Annotated in this window: 20 protein-coding genes and 3 tRNA genes; 5 read left to right on the forward strand and 18 right to left on the reverse strand. The window is 59.5% G+C overall.

The genetic code is table 11. The features are described from left to right. Positions 1-9: 9 nt before the first annotated feature. The 4 genes from nagZ to ICI42_RS18045 all read right to left on the reverse strand — a co-directional run bounded on the left by nagZ (position 10) and on the right by ICI42_RS18045 (position 7,344). Positions 10-1,029, reverse strand: a complete 1,020-nt coding sequence (nagZ, locus tag ICI42_RS18030; protein ID WP_188165998.1) for a beta-N-acetylhexosaminidase — start codon at positions 1,027-1,029, stop codon at positions 10-12. Between the two features lie 123 nt (positions 1,030-1,152). Then, positions 1,153-4,182 (reverse strand): SPOR domain-containing protein, encoded by a 3,030-nt coding sequence (locus ICI42_RS18035; RefSeq protein ID WP_188165999.1) that lies wholly within the window; start codon positions 4,180-4,182, stop codon positions 1,153-1,155. Between the two features lie 102 nt (positions 4,183-4,284). Next, positions 4,285-6,042: an arginine--tRNA ligase gene (gene argS / locus ICI42_RS18040; RefSeq protein WP_188166000.1), complete on the reverse strand. Its 1,758-nt coding sequence runs from the start codon at positions 6,040-6,042 to the stop codon at positions 4,285-4,287. An 81-nt stretch (positions 6,043-6,123) separates the two neighbouring features. After that, positions 6,124-7,344, reverse strand: a complete 1,221-nt coding sequence (locus ICI42_RS18045; RefSeq protein WP_188166001.1) for a deoxyguanosinetriphosphate triphosphohydrolase — start codon at positions 7,342-7,344, stop codon at positions 6,124-6,126. A 70-nt stretch (positions 7,345-7,414) separates the two neighbouring features. Here ICI42_RS18045 and erpA point away from each other — a divergent pair, with 70 nt between their 5' ends. Both erpA and xth read left to right on the forward strand, forming a co-directional pair. Next, positions 7,415-7,762: an iron-sulfur cluster insertion protein ErpA gene (gene erpA / locus ICI42_RS18050; protein ID WP_188166002.1), complete on the forward strand. Its 348-nt coding sequence runs from the start codon at positions 7,415-7,417 to the stop codon at positions 7,760-7,762. Between the two features lie 9 nt (positions 7,763-7,771). Beyond that, the gene (gene xth / locus ICI42_RS18055) at positions 7,772-8,563 is read left to right on the forward strand and encodes an exodeoxyribonuclease III (protein WP_188166003.1); all 792 of its coding nucleotides are present in this window, start codon (positions 7,772-7,774) and stop codon (positions 8,561-8,563) included. 103 nt (positions 8,564-8,666) lie between these two features. On the opposite strand, the gene ICI42_RS18060 is transcribed toward xth, so the two are convergent. From ICI42_RS18060 to ICI42_RS18095, 8 genes are all read right to left on the reverse strand, one after another. Further along, the gene (locus tag ICI42_RS18060; RefSeq protein ID WP_188166004.1) at positions 8,667-9,488 is read right to left on the reverse strand and encodes a tetratricopeptide repeat protein; all 822 of its coding nucleotides are present in this window, start codon (positions 9,486-9,488) and stop codon (positions 8,667-8,669) included. Positions 9,489-9,860: 372 nt separating this feature from the next. Next, complete coding sequence (locus ICI42_RS18065) at positions 9,861-11,108, reverse strand: OmpP1/FadL family transporter (RefSeq protein ID WP_188166005.1); 1,248 nt, start codon at positions 11,106-11,108, stop codon at positions 9,861-9,863. Between the two features lie 337 nt (positions 11,109-11,445). Beyond that, positions 11,446-14,229, reverse strand: a complete 2,784-nt coding sequence (locus ICI42_RS18070; RefSeq protein ID WP_188166006.1) for a valine--tRNA ligase — start codon at positions 14,227-14,229, stop codon at positions 11,446-11,448. A gap of 143 nt (positions 14,230-14,372) precedes the next feature. After that, a complete protein-coding gene (locus ICI42_RS24150) occupies positions 14,373-15,164 on the reverse strand; it encodes a PopZ family protein (protein WP_188166007.1) in 792 nt (263 codons plus the stop codon). 205 nt (positions 15,165-15,369) lie between these two features. Next, a complete protein-coding gene (locus tag ICI42_RS18080) occupies positions 15,370-16,752 on the reverse strand; it encodes a TolC family outer membrane protein (RefSeq protein WP_188166008.1) in 1,383 nt (460 codons plus the stop codon). Between the two features lie 156 nt (positions 16,753-16,908). Beyond that, on the reverse strand, positions 16,909-17,580 hold the full coding sequence (locus ICI42_RS18085; RefSeq protein ID WP_188166009.1) for a protein-L-isoaspartate O-methyltransferase family protein: 672 nt from the start codon (positions 17,578-17,580) through the stop codon (positions 16,909-16,911). An 86-nt stretch (positions 17,581-17,666) separates the two neighbouring features. Continuing rightward, positions 17,667-17,740, reverse strand: a tRNA-Cys gene (locus ICI42_RS18090). 133 nt (positions 17,741-17,873) lie between these two features. Beyond that, positions 17,874-18,152: a hypothetical protein gene (locus ICI42_RS18095; protein WP_188166010.1), complete on the reverse strand. Its 279-nt coding sequence runs from the start codon at positions 18,150-18,152 to the stop codon at positions 17,874-17,876. Positions 18,153-18,338: 186 nt separating this feature from the next. On the opposite strand from ICI42_RS18095, the gene ICI42_RS18100 reads away from it, so the two are divergent. The 3 genes from ICI42_RS18100 to ICI42_RS18110 all read left to right on the forward strand — a co-directional run bounded on the left by ICI42_RS18100 (position 18,339) and on the right by ICI42_RS18110 (position 19,314). Then, a tRNA-Asn gene (locus tag ICI42_RS18100) sits at positions 18,339-18,413 on the forward strand. 145 nt (positions 18,414-18,558) lie between these two features. After that, positions 18,559-18,933, forward strand: a complete 375-nt coding sequence (locus tag ICI42_RS18105) for a DUF883 family protein (protein ID WP_188166011.1) — start codon at positions 18,559-18,561, stop codon at positions 18,931-18,933. Between the two features lie 304 nt (positions 18,934-19,237). Next, a tRNA-Pro gene (locus ICI42_RS18110) sits at positions 19,238-19,314 on the forward strand. Between the two features lie 233 nt (positions 19,315-19,547). Here ICI42_RS18110 and ICI42_RS18115 read toward each other — a convergent pair. From ICI42_RS18115 to ICI42_RS18140, 6 genes are all read right to left on the reverse strand, one after another. Then, the gene (locus ICI42_RS18115) at positions 19,548-20,087 is read right to left on the reverse strand and encodes a MerR family transcriptional regulator (RefSeq protein WP_188166012.1); all 540 of its coding nucleotides are present in this window, start codon (positions 20,085-20,087) and stop codon (positions 19,548-19,550) included. Between the two features lie 124 nt (positions 20,088-20,211). Beyond that, the gene (locus ICI42_RS18120) at positions 20,212-20,535 is read right to left on the reverse strand and encodes an integration host factor subunit alpha (RefSeq protein WP_188166013.1); all 324 of its coding nucleotides are present in this window, start codon (positions 20,533-20,535) and stop codon (positions 20,212-20,214) included. 119 nt (positions 20,536-20,654) lie between these two features. Then, the gene (locus ICI42_RS18125) at positions 20,655-21,626 is read right to left on the reverse strand and encodes a beta-ketoacyl-ACP synthase III (protein ID WP_188166014.1); all 972 of its coding nucleotides are present in this window, start codon (positions 21,624-21,626) and stop codon (positions 20,655-20,657) included. Between the two features lie 10 nt (positions 21,627-21,636). Then, a complete protein-coding gene (gene plsX, locus ICI42_RS18130; protein WP_188166015.1) occupies positions 21,637-22,701 on the reverse strand; it encodes a phosphate acyltransferase PlsX in 1,065 nt (354 codons plus the stop codon). Positions 22,702-22,816: 115 nt separating this feature from the next. After that, positions 22,817-23,371: a YceD family protein gene (locus ICI42_RS18135; protein WP_188166016.1), complete on the reverse strand. Its 555-nt coding sequence runs from the start codon at positions 23,369-23,371 to the stop codon at positions 22,817-22,819. Then, positions 23,368-23,925, reverse strand: coding sequence for a ubiquinol-cytochrome C chaperone family protein (locus ICI42_RS18140; protein WP_188166154.1), 558 nt, complete (start codon positions 23,923-23,925; stop codon positions 23,368-23,370). Before ICI42_RS18140 ends, ICI42_RS18135 begins: the two co-directional genes overlap by 4 nt. Positions 23,926-24,031 lie beyond the last annotated feature (106 nt).

The raw sequence follows: 24,031 nt of genomic DNA on the forward strand, positions 1-24,031 counted from the left end.
ATTGGGCGGTCAGGCAACCGCCTCAAAATATGCCTCAAACTCGCCGCGCAAGGCGAGTTCGTCGGCGCCGTCCTCTTTGCCGATCATCGCAAGCGCACGCTCGGCTCTATCGAGCGCAGCACCCGCAAGCGGAATGGAGCGAGAGGCGACGCCTTTCATTTCGTCCATGACACCGTTGCAGTGAAGTACGATATCGCACCCTGCTGCAAGGATCGCCTCCGCCTTAGACGCGAAATCCCCAGAAAGCGCCTTCATGGACGTGTCGTCGCTCATCAGGAGACCGTCGAAACCCATTTCGCCGCGAATGATATCGCCGACGACCTTCGCTGACGTCGTCGCCGGCGCATCGAGATCAATCGCTGCGAAAATGACATGTGCGGTCATGGCGGCGGGAAGATGGCTCAACGACTTGAAGGGTGCGAAATCGTGCCGGCGAAGCTCGTCAATCGGCGTGTGGACGGTGGGAAGCTCGAAATGGGTATCCGCGACCGCGCGACCGTGACCGGGAATGTGCTTCATCACCGGCAATACGCCGCCCGCCATGAGCCCATCGGCAGAGGCCTTCCCCAAAAGAGCAACCACATCCGGGGTCTTGGCATAGGCGCGCGCACCAATCACATCGCTGGCGCCCTCCACCGGAACGTCAAGCACCGGCAGGCAATCCGCTGTGATCCCGTAGCGGCGCAGGTCGAAGGCATGCAACCGTCCAAGCAGCCACGCGGCCCGCTCGCCTGCATGCGGATCGCGGGCGTAAAGCGCCCCAATCGTTGCCGCCGGCGGATAATTCGGCGCAAGCGGCGGGCGCAGCCGCTGCACGCGGCCACCTTCCTGATCGATGAAGACCGGCGCCTCCGGCTGTCCGACTGCATCGCGCATCGAAGCGACGAGGTCGCGGATCTGATCGGGTTCGGCAATATTGCGGGCAAACAGGATGAAGCCCCAAGGCCTCTCGGCCCGGTAGAACGCAATCTCTTCCGGCGTCAGCACCAGGCCGGAACATCCAAGGATCATCGATTTTGATTCGGTCATGACCATCATCTTAGAGGCAGGAGGAACGGAAGGGAATCTCTGGATGCGGGCTTGGACAGGTCGCGGCGGACATGAAAAAAGCCGGCGCCCGAAGGCACCGGCTTCCCTGGAGGTTCGTTGAGATCAGCGGGAGACGAAGCAGTTGCCGCCTGCTGATTTGTAGCTTTCGCAAAGGCTGATGGCTTCGTTGCGGCTTCCGGCGGGAACTCGCACGCGCCAGAATGTGCCCTTGCCCGCGATCTCGGCCTTGACGATGCTGGCCTGCTTGCCGCCGAGCACGCTGGCGTAGCGGCGGGACAGGTCCTGATAAGTCGACTGCGCCGCGGCTTCCGAAGGCTGCGAAGCAATCTGCATCGACCAGGCGCCGGCAGCGGCCGCCGCGGCAGGTGCTGCGGCTGCGACCTGTTCCGGCTGTGCCGGGGCGGCGGGCTGGGCGACCGGACGCTGGGGAGCAACCGGAGCACTGGCAGGCGTCGAAGCGGCAGGAGCATTGGCAGCCGGCAGCGCGGAGGCTGGAGCTGTCGGGGTTACGGCGCCAGTGGACTCGTTGGACGGCGTGCCGACACGCTGCGGTGCCGGATCGGCTGGCTCGGCAGCGGCAACGTTGACCGGCTCAGGCTCTTCACGCGGTGCGAGCGAACCATCGGAACGCACCACCATCGTGCGCACCTTGCGGGGCGCAACGGCAGCGGTTTCGCTGCTCTGCGTGTCTTCCTGGTCCTGGATCACCTGTTCGATGCGGTCCTCACCTTTCGGCGTCGCACCTGCCACGTCCTCGGTGGTCTCTTCCAGCTCAGCGGCCGGGGGTGCGATGTCGACGGGTTCTTCGGCCTCGTTGACCAGAGTCTGCTGGCCTGCGGCACCTCCCGAAGCACCGGCAACGCGATCATAGACCTTATTGTCCTGGTTCGGGATCACCGTGCCGCCAGGATTTTCCGGCCGCACCTTGATCGGTGTGGTGTCTGCTCGGACGAGTGAGGGTTCGCCGCCATCGGAACCGCCGCCGAACGAGAAGGCGAATGCGCCGACGCCGCCGATGATGGCGACAGCAGCGACGGCTGCGGCGAGCATCATGCCGCGACGCGACCGCGGCTCCTGCTCTCCGTATTCGGCATTCGACATCGATTCGTCGAAATCCGGATCGTAGTCGAGGTCGTCACTAGCCAGACTGTCGGTTGCAGGCGGAGTGGTGAACAGATCGTCGAAGTCGTAGGAACCCTGCTGTCCACTCGTCGCCGAAGCGGCTGCGGATGGCTGCGCATGGGCAGATGAAGCAGCGTTGTCTGCAGACGCTGCAGGGCGGCGGTCATAGCTTGCTGCATAGCCCGCAGCCGCGCCTGATGCCGCTGCGTAGACTTGCTGCGGCGGGGCAGCCGGCGTTTCCGGCGCCGTCATCTCGCCGATCAGATCGGCGAATTCGTTGTCGAAATCGTCATAGGGAGCAGCGGGCTGGGTCTCGTCCTTGAAGTCGATTTCCGGAATGTCGAGATCGTCGGCAAGGGCAACGGCCTGCTCCGGCACGTCCAATGTCTCGATTTCGGGCGCCTCTTCGAAGGTCGAAACGGCAGCAAGAAGTTCGGCCTCCAGGTCCTCCTGAACTTCGGCACCGAAATCCAGGTCCAGATCGAGATCGGCAGACTGTTTAGCCACCGGCTCGATTGTCGGCACCTCGTAGGCAGCCGGCTCCTCCGCATGATAGGCCTCGGCCTCGACTTCCGGCTCCGCGTAAGAGGCAGCGACAGGCGTGGCCATCGCCGCAACGGCTGGAGCGTAAGCGAGCTCATAAGACTGCTTTTCCGCAGCCGCCTCACTGCGCGGAGCAACCGGAGTGCTCAAGCCCCAGGCGCGCGCTGCGCCCGAACGCATGGAACTGAGAATACCGCCGGCGCGAACCGCAGGGGTCGGAGCCGGAGCAACCGCAGGCGCGACGTGCACCGGCGCGACGACTTCCGGCTGAGATTGGATGGCATCGTCATCGAAAGACAGGTCGAAATCGTGATCTTCCGCGACAGGTTCGTGCATCGGCGTTTCGCCATATGGCGCGGCATCGAGCGGGGTCAAATCCCATTCCGGCTCTTCGGCACCGACGACAGGCTCTTCGACCGAGACAGACGACTCATGGGCGGCGGCGACCGGCGCCAAATCGTCTTCGACATCGACTTCGAGATCCCAATCGAGATCGCTCAGGTCCGGCTCTGGCTGCATCACAGGCTGCGTTTCGACAATAGGCTGAACAGCCTGTGGAGCCGACGCCGGCGAGGTCATATTGCCTAACAGCGCATTCAGTTCGTCTTCAAGGCTCTGCGACTGGGCAACCGGCGCAGCGACCGGAGCGGAAACGCTGGACGCAGTATAGGATTGCGCTTGCCACTGCGGCTCCACATCGACCGGCAGCACCGGTTCGCTCGATGCGGTTTCGCTTAGCTCGTCTTCGAAAGACGGCTCGACGGCGAAGTCGAAATCGTGGTCGTTTTCGGAGAAAGCAACTTCGCGGAGCGGCAGCTCGGGCTGCGGAGCATCTGCGGACTGATGGTCGGCATATTCAGAGTCGGGCTGCGCGGAAACGCTGAATTCCGGTTCATAACGCCGCTCGGTAACAGCCTCGTAACGCTCTTCGGAAACTGGGGCATAGCGCTCTTCAGCGACGGGCTCGAAGTCGTCAGACACTAAAGCGTCCTCGGCGAGCGCGGCATCGAAAGCATCGTCGAATGCAGCCACGGGCTCGTCAGCATAATTTTGCTCGACCACGAAGTCCGCAGCCTGCGGCGGCAAATCCGCGACTGGCTCGCTGGGCTGCTGTAGCACCGGCTCAAGCGCCTCATCGAGAGTAGCGAACTCGAAATCCGCAAAATCATCCTCGGCTGCTGACGCTTGCTGCGGCTCTACAAGCCGTGACTCCGGTTCGCGGTGATAGACCGCCGGCGCCGCGACAAAATCGTCCTGCTGCCCGAAATCGCCAAGCAACTCTTTTTCGAGGTCGACATTATAGTCATCCTCGAAAGAAGGCTCGCGATTCGTTGATTCCACACCGGAGGACCGGGAAACCGGCTCGCGTGGGTCGAAACCCATGATGCGGGTCAGTTCGGCGAACGGATCGTCGTCTGCGACATCGTTGTTGCGATCGGCGATCTTAAACTCGGTTCTATTTGCCATTTTCTCCCGAACTCGCACTTTTTGGGGGACGCCACGGCGCCGCGCAAGGTTGGCCGATACCAGCGCAATGTGGGCAAAAGGTGACAGGGCGCCTCTGGTGGCTCAGCGCATTTCGGTCGGCGCATCCGCTCCGATCAACGCCAGGCCGGATGTGAGAACATCCGAAACAGCCTGCACCAGCCCGAGTCTGGCATGCGTCAATATTGGATCGTTAACCTTAACAAACCGTAAGTCCGGATCATCATTGCCACGATTATATTGTCCATGGAAGCTGCTGGCCAAGTCATAGAGGTAGAAGGCCAGCCGATGCGGCTCGCGAAACTGCGCCGCTGCCTCGATGAGACGCGGATATTCGGACAGCTTCTTGATCAGCCCTATCTCGCCTTCGTCGACCAACCGCTCACCCGCCGATTTCATGTCGGTACGGTCCGTCATGTCGCGGCCGAGTTGCTCGCCCGCCATACGGAAGATCGAGTGGCAACGCGCCGAGGCGTATTGTACGTAGAAGACGGGGTTTTCCTTCGACTGCTCGGTCACCTTGGCAAAGTCGAAATCCAGCGGCTCGCTGTTCTTGCGATAAAGCATCATGAAGCGGATCGGATCCCGACCCACCTCTTCCACCGCTTCACGCAAGGTGACGAAGTCGCCGGAACGCTTGGACATCCGCACCGGCTCGCCGTTGCGGAATAGCTTGACGAGTTGGCAGAGCAGCACCGTCAACTCAACCTTCCCGTCGGTAACCGCCTTGTTGAGCGCCTCCATGCGCTTGACATAACCGCCGTGGTCGGCGCCGAGGATGAAAATGAGTTGTTCGAAGCCGCGCGCGACCTTGTCCTTCAGATAGGCAACATCCGCAGCGAAATAGGTGAAGGAGCCGTCCGACTTGACCAGCGGCCGGTCGGCATCGTCGCCGACCTCGGTCGACCGGAACAATGTCTGCTCGCGGTCTTCCCAGTCGTCCGGCTTCTCGCCCTTGGGCGGCGGCAGCTTGCCCTTGTAGATGTGCCCTTTCAGCGTCAGATCGGTGATTGCCGAGCGGATCGCCATTGCATTGTCGGCATGCAGGCTGCGTTCGGAGAAAAATACTTCGTGCCGCACATTGAGCATCGCCAGATCCTCGCGGATCATGACCATCATAGCGGCAACGGTGCGGTCCTTGACCAGCGCCAGGGCCTCCTCTTCCGGCTTCTGCAGCAGGTCGCGGCCGAATTCCTCGGCCAGCGCCTGCCCGACGGGAACGAGATAGTCGCCCGGATAAAGACCGGCCGGAATTTCGCCGATGTCGTCACCAAGCGCCTCGCGATAGCGCAGGAATGCCGAACGCCCGAGTACGGCGATCTGCGCGCCGGCGTCATTGATGTAGTATTCCTTGGTCACCTCATAGCCGGCAAAGCCCAGCAGATTGGCGAGCGCATCGCCCACTACAGCGCCGCGGCAATGCCCGACATGCATCGGCCCAGTCGGGTTGGCCGAGACATACTCGACATTGACCTTCTTGCCGCCGCCGACTTTGGAGCGACCGAAATCCACTGCCTGATCGAGCATGCCGACGAGTTGCTTACGCCAGAACGCATCCTTCAGCCGCAGATTGACGAAGCCCGGACCTGCGATCTCGACGGCTGCGACATCGGCGTCGGTCTGCAACACCGCAGCAAGGCGTTCGGCCAGGGCACGCGGATTCTGTCCGGCCGGCTTGGCGAGCACCATGGCGGCATTGGTCGCCAGATCGCCATGTGACGCATCGCGCGGCGGTTCGACCGTGATACGGGACATGTCGAGCGCGCCGCCCTCTTTCGATTGCAGCTCAAGCGACTGTACGGCGTTTTTGATCCGCGCGCTGAAGTCGGCGAAGATGTTCATGGCAGGCTTTCTTACGATTTCTCAGTCAGCGACATCTACCAATGTTGATTGTTCAACATAAGGTTGATTTCAGCGCTGCGCCTAACTCAAATCCGGCGTCCGGTCAAACAGACGTCGGTGCTCCTTGACGGCATAGGTGTCGGTCATCCCAGCCAGGAAGTCGGCGACATGGCGTGCCTTGACCTTGTCCTCGGCGCGATCGAGCCCTTCTCGCCAGCCTTCCGGCATCTCGCGGGGATCAGCCATGTAGGTTTCGAAAAGATCGCGGACGATGCTGTCGGCATTCTGGCGGACGCGCATCACCTGAGAGTGGCGGTAGAGACTGCGATAGAGGAAGACCTTGAGTTCCTTTTCCGCCTCGCGCATGCGCGGCGAGAACCCAACGATCATCTGGCCCGCATTCCGGACATCGTCAGCACTGCATGGCTTTACACGCTCAATATTGGCGGTGGCCATCGTGATGACGTCCTCGACCATGGCTGTGATCTGGCGGCGCATCAACTCGTGCCCGGCGCGCATGGGATCGAGTGTCGGATGTTTTTCACGCACCTTTGCCAGGATCGAAGCCGGCAAGGCCACCTCCCCGATCATGTCGAGGGTCAACAGGCCAGAGCGCAACCCGTCATCGATATCATGGGTGTTATAGGCGATATCGTCGGCAATGGCCGCGCATTGCGCCTCGAGGCTGGCGTAGCGATCAAGTTCGAGATCGAAGAGGGCGGAAAAATCGCGGATAGCCTGCGGCACGGGGCCGCGAAGTCCCTTGCCGCTTTTGTCGGTCAGCGGGCCATTGTGCTTGACCAGTCCCTCCAACGTCTCCCATGTCAGGTTGAGCCCGTCGAAATCGGCATAGCGGCTCTCCAGCTTGGTGACCACGCGCAGCGACTGCGCATTGTGATCGAAACCGCCCCACGCCGCCATCTTGTCGTTCAGCGCGTCCTCGCCAGTGTGACCGAAGGCGGTGTGGCCAAAATCGTGAACCAGCGCTATCGCCTCGGCCAAATCCTCGTCCAGCCGAAGCGCTCGTGCCAGGGCGCGGGCAATCTGCGCGACCTCGATCGTATGGGTCAGCCGTGTGCGATAGTGGTCGCCCTCATGCGCCACGAAGACCTGGGTCTTGTGTTTGAGCCTGCGAAAAGCGGTGGAGTGAATGATGCGGTCACGGTCGCGCTGAAACGGCGTGCGTGTCGGGCTTTCGTCCTCGTCGACGAAGCGCCCGCGCGTAGCGGCCGGATCACAAGCATAGGGCGCACGCGGCCGATAGCCGAAGCCGATGTCGCCGAGTTTGCGCCGTTGGTCCATGTCCCTGCCGGTTGACTTGCCTGTCTGTCGTTCATACCTATGATCGGAATCCAAAAGCAAGGTGACTGCCATGGGCGCGGATGTGAAGACGAGCATGAAGGTGGATGTGACCGATGCCGCGGCGCGGCGCATCGCCAAGATCGTCGCCGGCGAGCCCGGTAAGTCGGCGTTGCGCGTATCGGTCGAAGGCGGTGGCTGCTCCGGTTTTTCCTACAAATTTGACCTGGTCTCAGGCAGCAACGACGACGACATCGTCATCGAAAAGGACGGCGCCACCGTGCTTATCGATGATCTCTCTGTCGTTTACATGGGCGGTTCGGTGATTGATTTCGTTGACGACCTTATGGGTCAGTCGTTCCAGATCAAGAACCCGAACGCTGTCGCATCCTGCGGCTGCGGCACCAGCTTCTCCATCTGAGCCGCGGGGATGAAGATCGTCACGTGGAACATCAATGGCATCAAGGCGCGCATTGAGAATCTCCTGATCTGGCTGAAGGAAAGCGATCCGGACATCGTCTGCCTGCAGGAAATCAAGAGTGTAGACGAGCAATTTCCACGTCTTGAGATCGAAGCGCTTGGCTACAATGTCGAGACGCACGGGCAGAAGGGCTTCAATGGCGTCGCAATTCTGTCGAAGCTCCCTTTCGACGAGGTCAATCGCGGCCTTCCCGGCGACGATAGCGACGAACAGGCACGTTTCATCGAAGGCGTGTTCTCGACCGAAAAAGGCGTTTTGCGAGTCGTTTCGCTCTATCTGCCCAACGGCAATCCACTGGGCACGGAGAAATTTCCCTACAAGCTGTCATGGATGGCGCGGCTAGAAGCCTGGGCCAAGGAACGGCTGGCGCTCGAAGAGCCATTGGTGCTTGCCGGCGACTACAATGTCATCCCAGAAGCCGCCGATGCTCGCTTTCCCCAACAGTGGGTCAATGACGCCCTGTTTCAGCCGGAGACCCGCCAAGCTTTTCGGCGGCTTGAACATCTTGGCTTTACTGAAGCCCTTCGCATGGCGAGCGACTCGCCAGAAATCTACACGTTCTGGGACTATCAGGCCGGCGCCTGGCAGAAGAACAACGGCATCCGTATCGACCATCTGATGCTGTCGCCGGAGGCTGCCGACCGTTTTTCATCCATATCAGTCGAAAAGCATGTTCGAGCCTGGGAAAAGCCCTCCGACCATGTGCCTGTGGCCGTGGAACTGGCGTTTGTGCCGGCCTGAAGCGCCAACTTAACGCAAAGCGCTAGTCGTCGCCGTTCGAAACAGCACGAAGAAGCTTCACCAACAGTTTGATTTGCTTATTATCGCCACGCAGATTGGCGCGTCAGTCCGCCGAACCGCGCGTCAGAAGATCGCCCGCCAGGGATATCGCAGTGCGGCGGTCGTCCTCGCCGGCAAGCGCGAAAGCCTCTTCCTGCATGTTGCGGATCCAGGGCTGGTCGCCTGGGGCCGCCCGGTCGAGTGCTGCCGTCATCATGGCAAGCCCGCGAACAACCTTTCCACTCTGGAACAGCAGATTGCCAAGCGTCGCCTGAGCGCCGGCATGACCTTTTTCAGCGGCAAGCTGCAGCCAACGTGCAGCCTGCTTGGCGCTCGCCTTTACACCCTCGCCGTTGAGGAAAATCTTACCCATCTCGAACTGGGCATTCGGATTGCGATAGTTCGCGGCGGCCCGCATGTAATATTCCTGCGCAAGACCGGGATTGGGCTTCACCGCCGTTCCGGCAATGCCCTTGCGGGAATAGTCGCCAAGCGCCATCAGCGCATCGGAAATATAGCTTTCCTCAGGCGAGCCGACCTCGACGTCCTGATTGGCGATCTCGCTGAAGAATTTGTAGGCTTCATAATCGTCGCGGGCGACGCCATCGCCTTCCGCATACATGCGGGCAAGCTTCCATGTCGCACCGATCTGGCCGTTTTCGGCGGCATATTTATAGGCTTCGACTGCCTGATCCTTATGACCGTTCTTGTAGGCGGAGAAGCCAAACTGGAACACGGCCCATGGGCTGGACTGCGGCTTCACATTGCCCGTCTTGTCGTCGAATACTTTTTCGTCAAAGGCGAACGCACCCACAGTACTTCCCGCCACCGAACCGAGGCAGACCGCAGCAAGCGCCGATATTCTTACCAACTCACTTATGCGCATAGCAGTGTGTTTCTTCCGACCCGCCCGGAGACACGATCCGAACGCAACGCAAAGGCATCATTTGCCCTACGTTTCGCCTCGTTCCGATCCTGCTGCCACATCACGTCTGTCTTCATCCTGCCGCTGTATTGCGGACTGCCCTGCCCCTTTTGGGACCTTCATAATAGATCACTTGGGTGCGACCGGTTTATGGCGGGAAAGGGGCAATTTCCATGCCTCGGACTGTAGCCCAGCGCATGTTCAGAAACTGTTGCGGATTCATCACAAATCTTCACCAGCAGTTTGAGGAAAACTTTACGACCGCAAACGGCGCCCTAAGCAGCAACAAAAAAGCCGGGCAGAGCCCGGCTTTGAGTTCGACTTGGGAGGTTGTTACCATTTAACCTTGAGCGTGGCGGACAATGCGCTGACGAGATCGTTGTCGAAATCGTAGGTGGCTTCACCGCCAAAGGTGTTGCCATCGATGGTGATGGGGGCTGCGGAGCCGCTTGTCAGTATGCCAAGTGCACCGCCGACGCGCATTTCCACATTCTGCGTCGGAGCGTAAGCGACACCGCCACTAACCGTCCAAGTGTCCGTCTGGGCATTCAAGCCCGTCGTGGTACCACGATCCCAGGTGATCGCCGCAGACGCACTCCATTGATCGTTGAACTTATGTCCGATGCCGCCGGAAACAGTCCAGCCATCACGGTAGAGAAGATCGAGGGAGGTAAGGAAGCCCGCGCCTTTATACGAACAGGAAAGCCCAGCGGCCTGGATTGCGGTAGAGCAAAAGCTCACGATACCCAATTGGCTCCAGTCTACCCATTTTACGGAACCAAAAGCCAGCCAATCAGGAGCAATACCGGACTGAATTTTGAATTCGAGAGACTGCGGCATCTTCTGAGTGCCGAAGACATCGTAAACAACGCCGTTGACCTGAGACAGGTCCAACGTACCGGTGATGTCGCCCAAATCGACAGCACTGTTGTAGACGAGGCTGGCCCGCAACGCGATGTCAGTGATTTCATAAGCAGCGCCAATACGCCAGCCCACGCCGTCGCCTTCAAGCTCCAACTTGCCGATGCCATTGCCAGGAACGGCAAAATCCGGTGCCACTTGCCTAATTTTGAAACCGCTCACCTCTTGGTAGAAAACACCGCCGAGAATGCGGAACTGCCCTTGACCGGCATCCATTTTATAGGAGCAGGTCGCAGCATAGTTGTTGCTCTCGATCTTGGTTTCGATGTTGTCGTTCGCACCGGCCCAGTTGGCGCCTGGATTTGTGTGAACACCCCAAGGCTGGGAATAGTCGGCCATGCAATCGAAACCGCCGCCAATGGTAGCTTTAAAACCGACGCGAGGAACCCAATAATTGCGAGTATCTCGAACACCATCGGTATCGCCACCGCCCAACCCGTCTGATCCAACGCCGTTCAACGGATTGATGTCGCGCACATTGTTGAACTTCCGGTTCGGCATCACATAAGCGCCTGTAACTTCGCCTGCGAAAGGTGATGCGTCGAACAAAAGGTCGACGTTGTAGCCACCGCGTTCCAGGCCACCCGCGTTTGAAGCCGCAGCCATAGACAGGGTGATCGCCGTTGCCCCCAACAGCACAAACATACGTGAAGTCTTCATAAATCCCTCTCCCCGGAGTACTGACGAGGATGTTGTGCGATTTTTTGCAAAACGCGCAACCGGCATTTGTAACCTGAATAGAGCCGTCAAGTTCAACTCGACATCAGATCCACCAGCCGAGCGGCAATAAAAGGTGGAAATGAGCCGGATTTGAACCAAACAAAGCTAATTTCGAAGCTGTTTTGAAAGCGATTGCGGCGAAAACGGCCGATTTACCGACTGCCGTGGTCCAATGTAACATTAGGGCAACAAATGGGCAGAAAGAGGTCTGGATCATGCCTGCCCCAACGGAACAAGGCGGGATTCGGACCGCTGATACGGTCCGAATCGTCGCTCTTTATTCCGCCCCGCGCACGCGATCGAGCGCCAGCGACAGCTTCTCCTGCGCAGCACGATATTCTTCGAGTTTCTCCCGCTCCGCCGCCACGACATCCTCAGGTGCGTTGGCGACGAACTTCTCGTTGGAAAGCTTCTTGTGAAGCCGCGCAATCTCGTCGGTGGTCTTGGCGAGTTCGCGCTGCAGGCGCGCTGCTTCTGCCGTCAAATCGATGACGTCGCCCAGCGGCAAGCAGGCGACAGCCTCACCAGCCACGATCTGAGCGGCCGCCTTCGGCGCCAGAGGCGCGTGGCTGATGTCACCGATGCGCGCCAGCCGCTTGATAGCTGTTTCGTGCCGCGTCAGACGCTGTCGGGTCAGGTCGTTTGCGCCGACAAAAACCAGTGGGGCGATTGCAGCTACGGGAACATTCATCTCCGAGCGCACGGAGCGGATGCCTGTGACCAGGTCGACCAGCCAGTTGACGTCAGCCGCCGCCTCGGCATCTTCGAAGTCCGGCGCAGGCCATGCCGCATGGCACAGCAGCGATTCCCGCGTCCTGCCCTCGCCCGCCGTCTGCGCCCACAACTCCTCGGTCATGAACGGCATCATCGGATGCAGCAGCTTGTAGATCTCGTCCAGAACGAAGGCTGCGACGGCACGGCTTTCAGCCTTTGCAGCCTCATCCTCGCCCATGAAGATGGGTTTCAGAAGTTCCAGGTACCAATCGCAGAAGAGGTTCCAAACAAAACGATAGGCCGACCCGGCTGCCTCGTTGAACCGATAGGTCTCGATCGATGTGGTGATCTCGCGCGCCGCACGCGTCAGCTCGGTCAGAATCCAGCGGTTGACCGGCAGCTTAGCGTCGTTGAGCCAGAAACTATCGTCGCGTGACACGCCGTTCATCTCAGCAAAGCGCGTCGCATTCCACAGCTTGGTGCCGAAATTGCGGTATCCGGCAATGCGCGACGGGTCGAGCTTCACGTCGCGGCCTTGCGCCGCCATAATCGTCAGCGTGAAGCGCAGCGCGTCCGCACCATATTCGTCGATCAGATCGAGCGGATCGATGACGTTGCCCTTAGACTTCGACATCTTCTGCCCGTTCTTGTCGCGCACCAAGGCGTGGACATAAACGGTGTGAAACGGCTCCTCATGCATGAAATGCAGGCCCATCATCATCATCCGGGCGACCCAGAAGAAGATGATATCGAAACCGGTGACCAGAACGTCGGTTTGGTAGTAGGTCTTCAGCTCCGGCGTGTGGTCCGGCCAGCCCAGCGTTGAAAATGGCCACAGCGCTGACGAAAACCACGTGTCGAGCACGTCCTCGTCACGGGTCAGGATTTCTCCAGGCTGGAAATTTTCGAGCTTTTCTTCGACCCAGGCCTTCCAGACGCCCTCATGCGAAAGATAATGCTGGATGGCGGTCTCAAGCGCCGCTTCCTCGTCTTTTTCGACAAAAATCGCGCCGTCCGGCCCGTACCAGGCCGGAATCTGATGGCCCCACCAAAGCTGGCGCGAAATGCACCAGGGCTGGATGTTCTCCATCCAGTCGAAATAGGTTTTTTCCCAGTTCTTGGGAACGAAGTTGGTGCGACCTTCGCGGACGGACGCCATCGCCGGCTTGGCGAGTTCGGCCGCGTTGACATACCACTGGTCGGTCAGGAACGGCTCGATGGGCACGCCGCCGCGGTCGCCATGTGGAACCATGTGCCGGTGTGGCTCGATCTTGGCGAGGAAACCACCCTCATCCATCAGCGCAACGATCTTTTCGCGAGCGGCGAAGCGATCGAGCCCTTCGAATTCGGCCCAGAGCGCGCGCTGTTCGGGAGATGGCTCAAGGCCGGCCAGGAAGTCCTCGTTTTCATTGAGCGTTATGGCTGCGGCCACTGTCAGGATATTGATCGCGGGAAGCTTGTGGCGGCGGCCGACCTCGAAATCGTTGAAGTCATGTGCCGGCGTGATCTTGACCGCGCCGGTGCCCTTTTCCGGATCGGAATATTCATCGGCAACGACGCGAATCTTGCGACCGACGATCGGCAGCACGACATGCTTGCCGACGAGATGCGTGTAGCGCTCATCTTCGGGATGAACGGCAACGCCGGTATCCCCGAGCATCGTTTCAGGACGCGTGGTGGCGACGGTGATGTAGGTGTCCGGGTTTTCCGGGTCGAAGGTCATGCCCTCGATCGGATAGCGGAAGTGCCAGAGGTTGCCATTAACCTCGTGCTGTTCGACCTCAAGGTCAGAAATGGCGGTTAGAAGTTTGGGGTCCCAGTTGACGAGTCGCTTGTCCTTGTAGATCAGACCCTGCTTGTAGAGCGTGACGAAGACTTCAAGCACAGCCTTGGACAGACCTTCATCCATGGTGAAGCGCTCGCGGCTCCAATCGCAGGAGGCCCCGAGGCGCTTGAGCTGGTTGAAGATCAGCCCGCCCGACTCCGCCTTCCACTCCCAGACCTTGTCGACAAAATCCTCGCGCGTCAGATCGCGGCGATGGATCTGCCTTTCCATCAACTTGCGTTCAACCACCATCTGTGTCGCGATGCCGGCATGGTCCATACCCGGTTGCCACAACACATTCTTTCCGCGCATGCGTTCGAAGCGGACCATGATGTCCTGCAACGTGTTGTTGAGCGCATGGCCCATATGCAGCGAGCCCGTGACGTTGGGCGGCGGAATCATGATGGTGAAAGCTTCGGCGTCCGGCTCGGAACCTGCGCCCGCACGAAACGCGTTCGCGTCTTCCCAGGTCTTGGCGATCCTGGGTTCGATGGTTGAGGAATCATATGTCTTATCGAGCATCGGATTGGGTCCGCCATGTCCGGAAAAAATGTCGTCTGGTGTAAATCGGAAGGGCAAAGCCGAGTCAACTGCCGCTCACTTCTGCCCAGGAAACGAAAAAGCCGCCCGAAGGCGGCGTTTCGAAGGCAAGCCTATGGGCGAACTCAGCCCCCGCGCACCACGCGCTCGATCTCTTCACGCACGAGCTTTTCAACCAGCGGCGGGAGCTTTTTGTCGAGCCACTCCTGAAGCATCGGCCGCAGCATCTCCTGAGCAATGTCATCGACACTACGGCGCGGACGGGCGGCTACCATTTCTGAAAGCTCTCCGAACGCCGCGGCGATGTTATGTCCAGCATGTTCGGAAAGTATCGCGGGCCGCACATTTGGGCTGCCGACGGATTCGGCAATCGGGGCAGTTCCCGTCGTTGGGTTGGTATCGGTAATCTCGGTGGCCTCCTCTTCGATGGACGCAGTGTCGCTTAGCTCGGCCGCTTCGAAAACAGAGCCTTGGGGCGCTTCTGTTCCCGGCTCTATCTCTTGCGACTTGTATGAAGTCACTTCTTCTTCGGCTGCCGTCACAAAACCAGCGACCGAATCCGCAGTCTCGGACTGCTCGCTATGTGCTTCGACCATTGCGTCACTGGGCGCTCCGGTCACAGCCTCCTCGCGAGCCCAGGCTTCAACCCTACCCACCTCTTCGGAAGAGGCATCAAAAGCCATCCTATCGTTAGAGTTATCCAGAGAAACGGCGCCGGGCAACGCGGCATCAAAACCGCCACGCAGCTCCGCCCGGAAAGCGGCCTCCTCGCGGTCCTGGTTCGCCGGAGGGGGGATGATGGCCTGCTCTTCGGCGCTGGGCTTACGTCCGCTGTCATTATCCTCGATGATTCTGCGGATAGACGCGAGAATCTCCTCCATCGAGGGTTCACGCTGAACAATGCTTGCTTGGGCCATGGTTACGATCAATGCCTTTGCGGGTCCAATCCGGCGAACGGCGCGGGACTTGGCTACGAATCACATTTCCGAGCGTAACCCACCGGAAGGTTTGAGAGAATCCCCCATTCCAGAAGCCCTGATGTTTCAACAGGATAAACGCCTATGGAATCAAAAGCCGCGCGGCCCATTTCGGGACGCGCGGCTTTGATGAGACAGCTTGTGCCTAGCGCCCGTCCGGCGTGCGCAAGCCGATCCACTTGTCCTTGACTGCGTTGTAGTGCTCTTTCGGCTCGTATTTTGCGACCTGAAGGCCGAGGCGCTCCACGCTGAGTTCACCGATGGCCGAAAGGATCGCATAGCTGGCAACGACGACCGTGCGCTCCGCATCGGCAAGGTTGATCTGGGCGCTGATGACGTCAGCCTGGGCGTTGAGAACGTCCAGCGTGGTGCGCTGACCGACATTGCGCTCTTCGATGACGCCGTTCAGCGCGAGCCGTGCTGCGCTAACCAGTTCGCGGTTGGCAACAACGGTTTCCTGTGCCGCACTATACTGCGTCCAGGCAGACGAGATCGCCTGACGTACCGAATCGCGGCTGACGTCGACCTCAATGCGTGCCTGACCCAGCGATTCTTTGTTCTGGCGGATCGTGGCGGAGGTGCGCCCTCCGGAATAGATCGGGATGGACAGCGTCGCACCGATGGTGGCGGAAGTGGAATAGCCGTCATTCGCACCGCTACCTGCGCCTTGGGTGTTGCGGTAGTTGCGGCTGACTCCCGCGGACGCCGAAAGCTGGGGGAGCAACGCACCTTCAGACGACTTCACGACGAAAGAAGCCGCATCCACCAAATCCTGTGTGGCAAGGATAGCGGGATGTTGCTGCGCCGCCATGGCGATTGCCCCATCGAGACTGCGTGGCAGCAGCTTCGCCAGCGGCGCAGCACCGCTTAACTTGCCGGGATCTTCGCCGACGATCTGGCGATAGGTCGCAGCGCTCGTCAGCGCTTGCGCGCGCGCGGCGGCTACATTTGCTACAGCTGCGGAACGGCTTGCATCGGCCTGCGCAACGTCTGTTCGGGTGCCTTCCCCGACCTCGAAGCGCGAGCGCGCCGCCCGCACCTGCTCAGTCAGGAATTGCAGGTTCTGCTCCGTCAGAGTCGCAATCTGGCGGTCGCGGATGACATCCATGTAGGCGGAGGCGGCGTTGAAGAGAATATTCTGCTCGGTGTTTCGCAGGCTCTGGTTGGAAGCGCGTACGCGCGACTCCGCCGCTGCGACATTATTCTTGGTCTGGAAGCCGTCAAACAGAGATTGCTGGATCTGAACGCCGAACGCTCCCGTGGTGAGTTGCGTGCTCGCGTTGGTGCTGGAGGTGTCGGTATAATCGACGCTTGCCGAACCGGCGATGGTCGGACGCCAGCCAGACTTGGCAATGGCCACGCTTTCATCGGTGACGCGTACGCCGGCACGCGCCGAGTTCAGCTGCGAGTTGTTTTGATATGCTTTTGCCAACGCTCCCGAAATGGTCTCGGCGTTGACGGAAATTGGCGCGGCGGCAACTGAAGACAGGAAAATGGCAGCAAAAATTGCTTTTCGAACAACGGACACGAAAATCACCCTCGGTTAATGCTGACGGCCATAAAATGAGACCGACCAATTCGCATTGCCGTTCGATGTCCGCCTGGGAGAAGCGTACAGAGAATCGGAAATACCAAAGCATTAACAATTCATCACGGCACCAGAAGTGCCGCAAGAAAAATACTGTTAGAAGTGAAATTCCGGCGCGCGTTCGAAGCCCGGGAGTGGCTTAATTGCCGCATTAAAGCCACGTCGTGCGGTAACGACGTCTCCGGACTTGACATAAAGCCTGGCGATACCAGCGTTGCCCTGCCCTTCCACCGCGACAAGACGGCCGCCGTCGCGCAACTGGCCAAGCAATGCGGCGGGTACCTGACCCACGCTGCCCTCCAGGAAAATGACGTCGTAAGGACCTTGCTTGGCGTAACCGGCATTCAGGTCTCCCTGAACGACGGCAACATTGTCATAGCCAAGAGCGGCGAGCTTGGCCGCGGCCTTCTCGGCAAGGACGGGATCGCTTTCCAGAGCCACGACAGAACTTGCGAAACGGGAAAACACCGCCGACGAGTAGCCGGTGCCGCAACCGACATCGAGAATGAAGTCGTTTGGGCCGATTTCGGCGAGTTGGACCAGCTTGGCGAAGGGCGACGCCTCCATAAGGTAGCGCGGCTGCTCACCGCCGGCTACAAGATAACGCAAGTCCTCATCGATATAGGCGAGCTGCCGCTGAGCCGGCTCGACGAACTCCTCGCGCGGCACCGTCAGCAAAGCGTCGAGGAGTTTCAGATTGGTGACATCGGTCGTGCGGACCTGACCATCGACCATCTTCACGCGCAATGCGGAGAAATCTATGTCCATGCAAGAACCCGACCTTCTTTCGCGCCACCAGCGCACTGATGGTTCGTCCTAGAACCAAGCCCACCGAACATATCAGTTCCCGGAGCTGGAGGCCTCACCCGGAATCGAACCGGGGTGCAAGGATTTGCAGTCCTCTGCGTAACCACTCCGCCATGAGGCCTCGCCGCTCGGGCGTTCTACAGGCGCTTCAATAGGTTGCCCAGATTTGGGCGTCAAGCGGGCTTGTCCCTTTCGTCGCAAAATCCTCTGCGGCCTTCAGCCACTGCCTTTGAAGAGCCTCTAAAGGCCCGACCCTATTCCGAGGGCCGTTTCCGCCGTGCCCACCAGACGGCCGTACGGCGGCGATAACGCCGGATCATTGCGAACTCGTAAGACAAAACCAGTACCCCCACCGGAATCATCCAGAAGCCGAGAATCGGCAGGAAGCCAAAGAACCCGCAGAAAATCAGTAGCACGCCGATTGCGATCCGAAGGCCGCGCGACTGAGGCATGGCGATTTCACGTCCGAAAATGCGAATGCGGCGCGGTGGAGCGTCCCGAAGCGAGTCGCCTGTTTCTCGTCTGTCGTCCATTTCACCATTCCATGCCGTAAACTCCGGCGTGCGTTGACATCCGCTTGCAGCGAATGGCCGATATGAGTGCGGTATTTGGTGATTGCCACCACCCCATTCAAAATTTCCCGAGAAAAAAGCAGAATGGTTCTTTGCAAAGCTGAAAAGTGTTTGCTATAGGCAGCCTCACTTCTGCGGCGCAGATGTTCCCTGGTAGCTCAGCGGTAGAGCATTCGACTGTTAATCGACAGGTCGCCGGTTCGAATCCGGCCCGGGGAGCCACTTCTTCTGAAGTTGGCTATTCAGAGTAAAAGCTCGCCACACCCAACGACATTGTTGCTCTATCGTCTCGTGACGTCCTCGCCCCGCGCGGCGCAACCTTTTCCCAAATCAGGCGTTGGTGGCGGGAATTACAAGGAGCGCTTCGATGGACGACATTCACGCAAATTCGGATAATCAGGCCAACGCGGATAATGACGGCCGCAAGGATCTCGAAAAGCAAATCGCCGATCTCAAAAACGACATAGCCAATATAACCAAAACCCTATCTGAGCGCAGCGAGCAGACGTATCAAGATCTACGCGCCAAGGGCGGCGAAGCCTATAACCGCGCAGCCGACACGGCCCGAAACGCGACGCATCAGGTTAGAGCCCAGGCTCATGCTGTCTCCGATGCCATTAAAGAGAACCCAGGTACCGCTGCGACAGTTCTGTCCTCCGCCGGTCTCATCGGCTTCCTGATTGGAATTACGGTCGGTCAGGCAATTGCAAATAGCCATAACGAGTCCCGTCGCTGGTGGTGAATTCCTCTGAGCTTCGGCATCCTTGAAGGTGTCAGAATCAGATTGCGTAGACAGGCAGGGCTCGGTTTCTGCCTGTTTTTCGTTGGCGTGCCTTCACCCATGCTCAGATGACGCAGGGCATTGGATACTGGTAGCCCCCCTACGGTGAGCTTTGAAACACAGCGCCTTTGCGACCGTGGTACTGCCTGAATTGAGATATCCATGAGAAACGAACCGCAAAAATCGCCGATGATCGGTTTTTGTTTCGGCTTTCGGTTTTTGCCCTTGCGCCGCAAACCCCGAATATATATGCCTCGCCTCGGTCCGGAGTGTAGCGCAGCCCGGTAGCGCACTTGACTGGGGGTCAAGGGGTCGTCGGTTCGAATCCGGCCACTCCGACCAATTTTTTAGGACTTGATCGGGAAGTCCAATGGCACTGGGGTTACGCGTCGACCGAAGGCGCGGCGTGACCCGCAGCGCGAGTCCATCCAAAATTCCGATTAGGCATCAGGCACTGGGGCAGTTGCAGCGCTGAGGTCGCCGAGCACAAGGCGCTTGATGCCGAAAATCAAGCATTTTCAGTAGCTGGCTGACGAACAGCGACCGCGCGTGACGAGAGTTGCCGACTATAGCGGTTAGCGAACCTGATCGAGCAGCCGCTTGCATTCCAGGAGGTCAAACAACGCCTCCTGCAGCAAGGCGCGGTTGTCGCGAGAGAGCTTGCCCGCGTCCGCCTGTACTGGGCCGTCCTCCTCGCCACGGCCGAGACCGAAGAAGCGCCGGCTTGGTTTCGCTTTAGGCTCCCCGACCAGCATCTCCTCTTCCAGCGTGCGCGGCTGTGCAGCGGAGGTCATCGGCGCTTCGGCCTGCTTGCGCTGGGCGATTGCTTCTACGGCGTGAACGTCGCCATTGCCCAGGGCGACCAGGAACTGGTTGCCATTCTCGCGCAGCAGTTTCTGCACGCCCTTTATGGTGTAGCCCTGTTCATACAGCATGTGGCGGATGCCTTTGATCAGATCGACATCCTGCGGCCGGTAGTAACGGCGACCGCCACCCCGTTTCATCGGCTTGATCTGGGTGAAGCGGGTTTCCCAGAAACGAAGGACGTGCTGAGGAAGGTCGAGGTCTTCCGCGACCTCGCTGATAGTGCGGAAGGCGTCCGGGCTCTTGTCCATTGTCGCCACATCCTCGCAAACGATTCGCGATTCATTTCAGCGGTTTGGACAGCAACATTCAAGCCCGGTGACAATCGGCGGTTCAACAATCAACCGCTTATTGCAGAAAGCCGCCAGCGGCACTCTATTTCGCGGATTTGGACTTGCCGGTTCGATGGGAGCGGAGGATGCGGTTCTTGAGCACGTTGGACGCCTTGAAGGTCATCACACGACGCGGCAGGATCGGCACTTCTTCGCCGGTTTTGGGATTGCGCCCGACACGCTCGTTCTTGCTGCGAACGTGGAATGTCGCGAAAGACGAGAGTTTCACCGTCTCCCCACGAACGATTGCCTCGCAGATCTCATCGAGCACGGATTCCACCAACTGGGCGGATTCCGTCCGCGACAGACCCACCTTCCGGTAGACTGCCTCGGCAAGATCGGCACGCGTGAGTGTCTTGCCCCCCATCGGCGGTTCCAATCCCTTAAAAATCATACGAAAACAATTGTCGGGCACGTTAAGTAATTGATCCGTCAAGGTCAAGAACCCTGACGGAGCTGAACACGTTACCGAAAGTCAGGCGGGAATCACCAGCGGATCAGCACCGCGCCCCAGGTGAAGCCGCCACCCATGGCCTCCAGCATAACGAGGTCGCCTTTCTGGATGCGCCCGTCTGCAACAGCCACCGAAAGCGCAAGCGGGACGGACGCCGCCGAGGTGTTACCGTGGCGGTCGACGGTGATCACGACCTTCTCCTCGGCGATGCCGAGTTTCTTGGCCGATGCGTCGATGATGCGCTTGTTGGCCTGATGCGGCACGAACCAGTCGAGATCCTCAGCGGTGATGCCAGCCTGCCCGAACGTCTCCTCGATCACATCGGTGATCATGCCCACCGCGTGCTTGAAAACCTCCCGCCCCTCCATCCGAAGATGGCCGACTGTCTGGGTCGTCGAAGGGCCGCCGTCAACATACAGCTTTTCCTTGTGCGAACCGTCGGAACGCAGGCTCGAGGCAATGACGCCACGATCGGCGGATGTCCCTTCGCCCTCCACTGCCTCAACCACGATAGCCCCAGCGCCATCGCCGAACAGCACGCAGGTCCCGCGGTCGGTCCAATCGAGAATGCGGGAGAAGGTCTCTGAGCCGATCACCAGGACGCGTTTTGCCATCCCACTCTTGATGTAGACGTCCGCAGTCACCACCGCATAGACGAAGCCGCTGCACACCGCCTGCATATCGAAGGCGAAGCCATGGCGCATGCCGAGCCGATGCTGGATCTCCACCGCCGTCGCCGGAAACGTGTTGTTCGGGGTCGAGGTAGCAAGCACAATCAGGTCAATATCGTCAGGCTTCATGCCTGCGGCATCAAGGGCGGCGCGCGCAGCAGCCTCGCCGAGCGAGGCAGTCGTTTCGTCGTCAGAGGCGATGTGCCTCTGACGGATGCCGGTGCGCTGGGCGATCCACTCGTCCGACGTCTCGACCATGCCCTCGAAGTCGGCGTTCTTCATAATTCGCCGGGGTAGCGCCGAACCGACCCCGAGCACGACTGATCTGATCACCCTTGGCTTCCTATTCCTGTTCGTCGGCGGTCGCGCTTCGTCTCACGGACGTGAGCGGATTGCGGGCATGGAACAGATCGAAGTCTGCTTCGATCCTGTCCAGCAGGCGGTTGCGGACCATATCATAGGCCATTTCGATGGCTGCGGCGAAGCCATCCTGGTCGGCGCCGCCGTGGCTTTTCACCACGATGCCGTTGAGGCCGAGGAACACACCGCCATTGGCGCGGCGGACATCCATCTTCTCGCGCAGGCTGTCAAACGCTGCCTTGGCGAAGAAATATCCGATTTTGGCCATCAGCGTTCGGCTCATAGCGGAGCGCAGATAACCAGCGATCTGACGAGCGGTTCCTTCGGCTGTTTTCAGCGCGATGTTGCCGGCAAATCCTTCGGTGACCACGACGTCGACGGTGCCTCGACCAATATCGTCGCCTTCGACGAAACCCTGATAGTTCATCGAAGCAAGGTTGACTTCGCGCAGCAATTGCCCGGCTTCCTTGACCTCTTCCTGTCCCTTGACCTCTTCGACGCCGACATTCAGCAGCCCGACAGTCGGGCGCTCGATATCGAACAGAGCGCGGGCCATGCCAGTGCCGAGAATGGCGAAATCGATGAGTTGGTGAGCATCCGCCCCAATCGTGGCGCCGACATCGAGCACTACACTCTCGCCGCGCGTCGTCGGCCAGATCGCCGCAATCGCCGGACGGTCGATCGTTGCCATGGTGCGCAGGCAGAATTTGGACATCGCCATCAGCGCGCCCGTATTGCCGGCGGAAACGCAGGCATCGGCCTGGCCGGTCTTCACCGCCTCGATGGCGCGCCACATCGATGACTTCCAGCGGCCATGACGCAAGGCTTGGCTGGGCTTGTCGTCCATACGCACGGAAATCTCGGCGTGAAAGAATTCGCTGATTTCAGCCAGCCGGGGATGTTTTTCCAGCTCGGGACGAACCGCCTCGTCGCGCCCGAAAATGATGAAGCGGATATCGCTTCGGCGCGTCGCCACGGCGGCAAGAGCGGGGATGACCACGCTCGGTCCGTGGTCGCCGCCCATGGCATCGATGGAAATTCTGATCACGCGACGGTCATCTCACAGTTGGCATAGCGGGACTTGAAGCGTGCCCGCGAAAGTTTGGCGAAAATAGCGGTTTTGATCCGCCTTACAACGGCATTTCGCAAAAGGTCTGCCGATTTCAGAGTTTTCGCGACAAATCGCGGAGCTTTTTCTGGAACTCTGTCTCTTCCTTTTCCTCGACCTCGCCATCCGAAAATTCGGCCGAAATGCCTGGTTTGCGAGGATAGGGATCGATGGCGAGGCCGAAGAACTCTTCCACAAGGGCGCCGACATCAATCACATCGCCAGAAAACACCTCCGGACTGTCGGGGCCGTCGGCATCAAGCAGTATTTCGCCGCCTTCGTTGAAACCCTGGCGGCCAAGCTTTGAGTCTTCCGGCAAGAAGACCGATTCAACGGGTTCATCGATTCTGGCTTCGATCGGATCGAGCGTGACGATGCACGCCTGGGTGATCCTTGCACGGACGAAGCCTGAAACCCTCACGCCGTTTCTTTTCCAGGAGGTAACATGGACGTCCGCATGGAGTGATTCGACGGAAAGCAATTCATGCAGCCCAGCTAGTGCGGCGCGCTGCTTTTCGTTGGCGTCGATCACCACCGGCATGCCTTTGTGAGGCAGGCGGGCGACATTGACGGGAAACGATATCGGGCTTTGTGTCTCGTCCTGGTTCATGCGTCGCTCTCCTGTCCGGCGTTCGCCTCGGCATAGTTCAGACGACCCGAGCAGATATCGTCCGTCCGCTGGTTTGCCAAGGCATGGACCGTTCGGAACACATAGTCCGCCAGTTCAGCGGATTCGGGCCAGTCCTTGGCCTCGGGACGCACATTGCGGGCAAGAGCCGCAGCAAGAGCAGGAGCATCGCTGGCATCTATGGCGTCGGCATAAGAAGCCGTGCGTCCGTAAAACATGCGCGCCAGCTTCTTCATCCGCTTCGGCACCCCGGCATCGCCAATGCCGAATTCGCGCAGCGAATGATCAACGTCGAGAAAAAACTCGTCGATGAGGTTCTGCGCCACTTCGCGCGCCGCCCCGTTCTCGTCGCGAAGCCGGTGCTGCAGCAAGAACATGTGCAAGGACAGCATCTCAAAGCGGCCCAACGGCGAATCTGGCACTTGCCAGTGCGAATAAAACGCAGGCTGCCGCGCCGCCGCCACGATTTCTGCGTACAGCGCATCAGTGATAGCTCGGTTTGCGCGATTTTTTCCGCTAAACAGGCTCTTAAACATGATCTGGGGCCTCCCGAGGACCTGTTTCGTAGTCGGCCCTGTGTTGCATCGGCGCGAAAGCTGGTTTACCGGTTTTGCGCCTTGGTGCAAGCCGGGCCTGACGTCC

The sequence above is a fragment of the Oryzicola mucosus genome (assembly GCF_014534685.1).
Lineage (GTDB): Bacteria > Pseudomonadota > Alphaproteobacteria > Rhizobiales > Rhizobiaceae > Oryzicola > Oryzicola mucosus.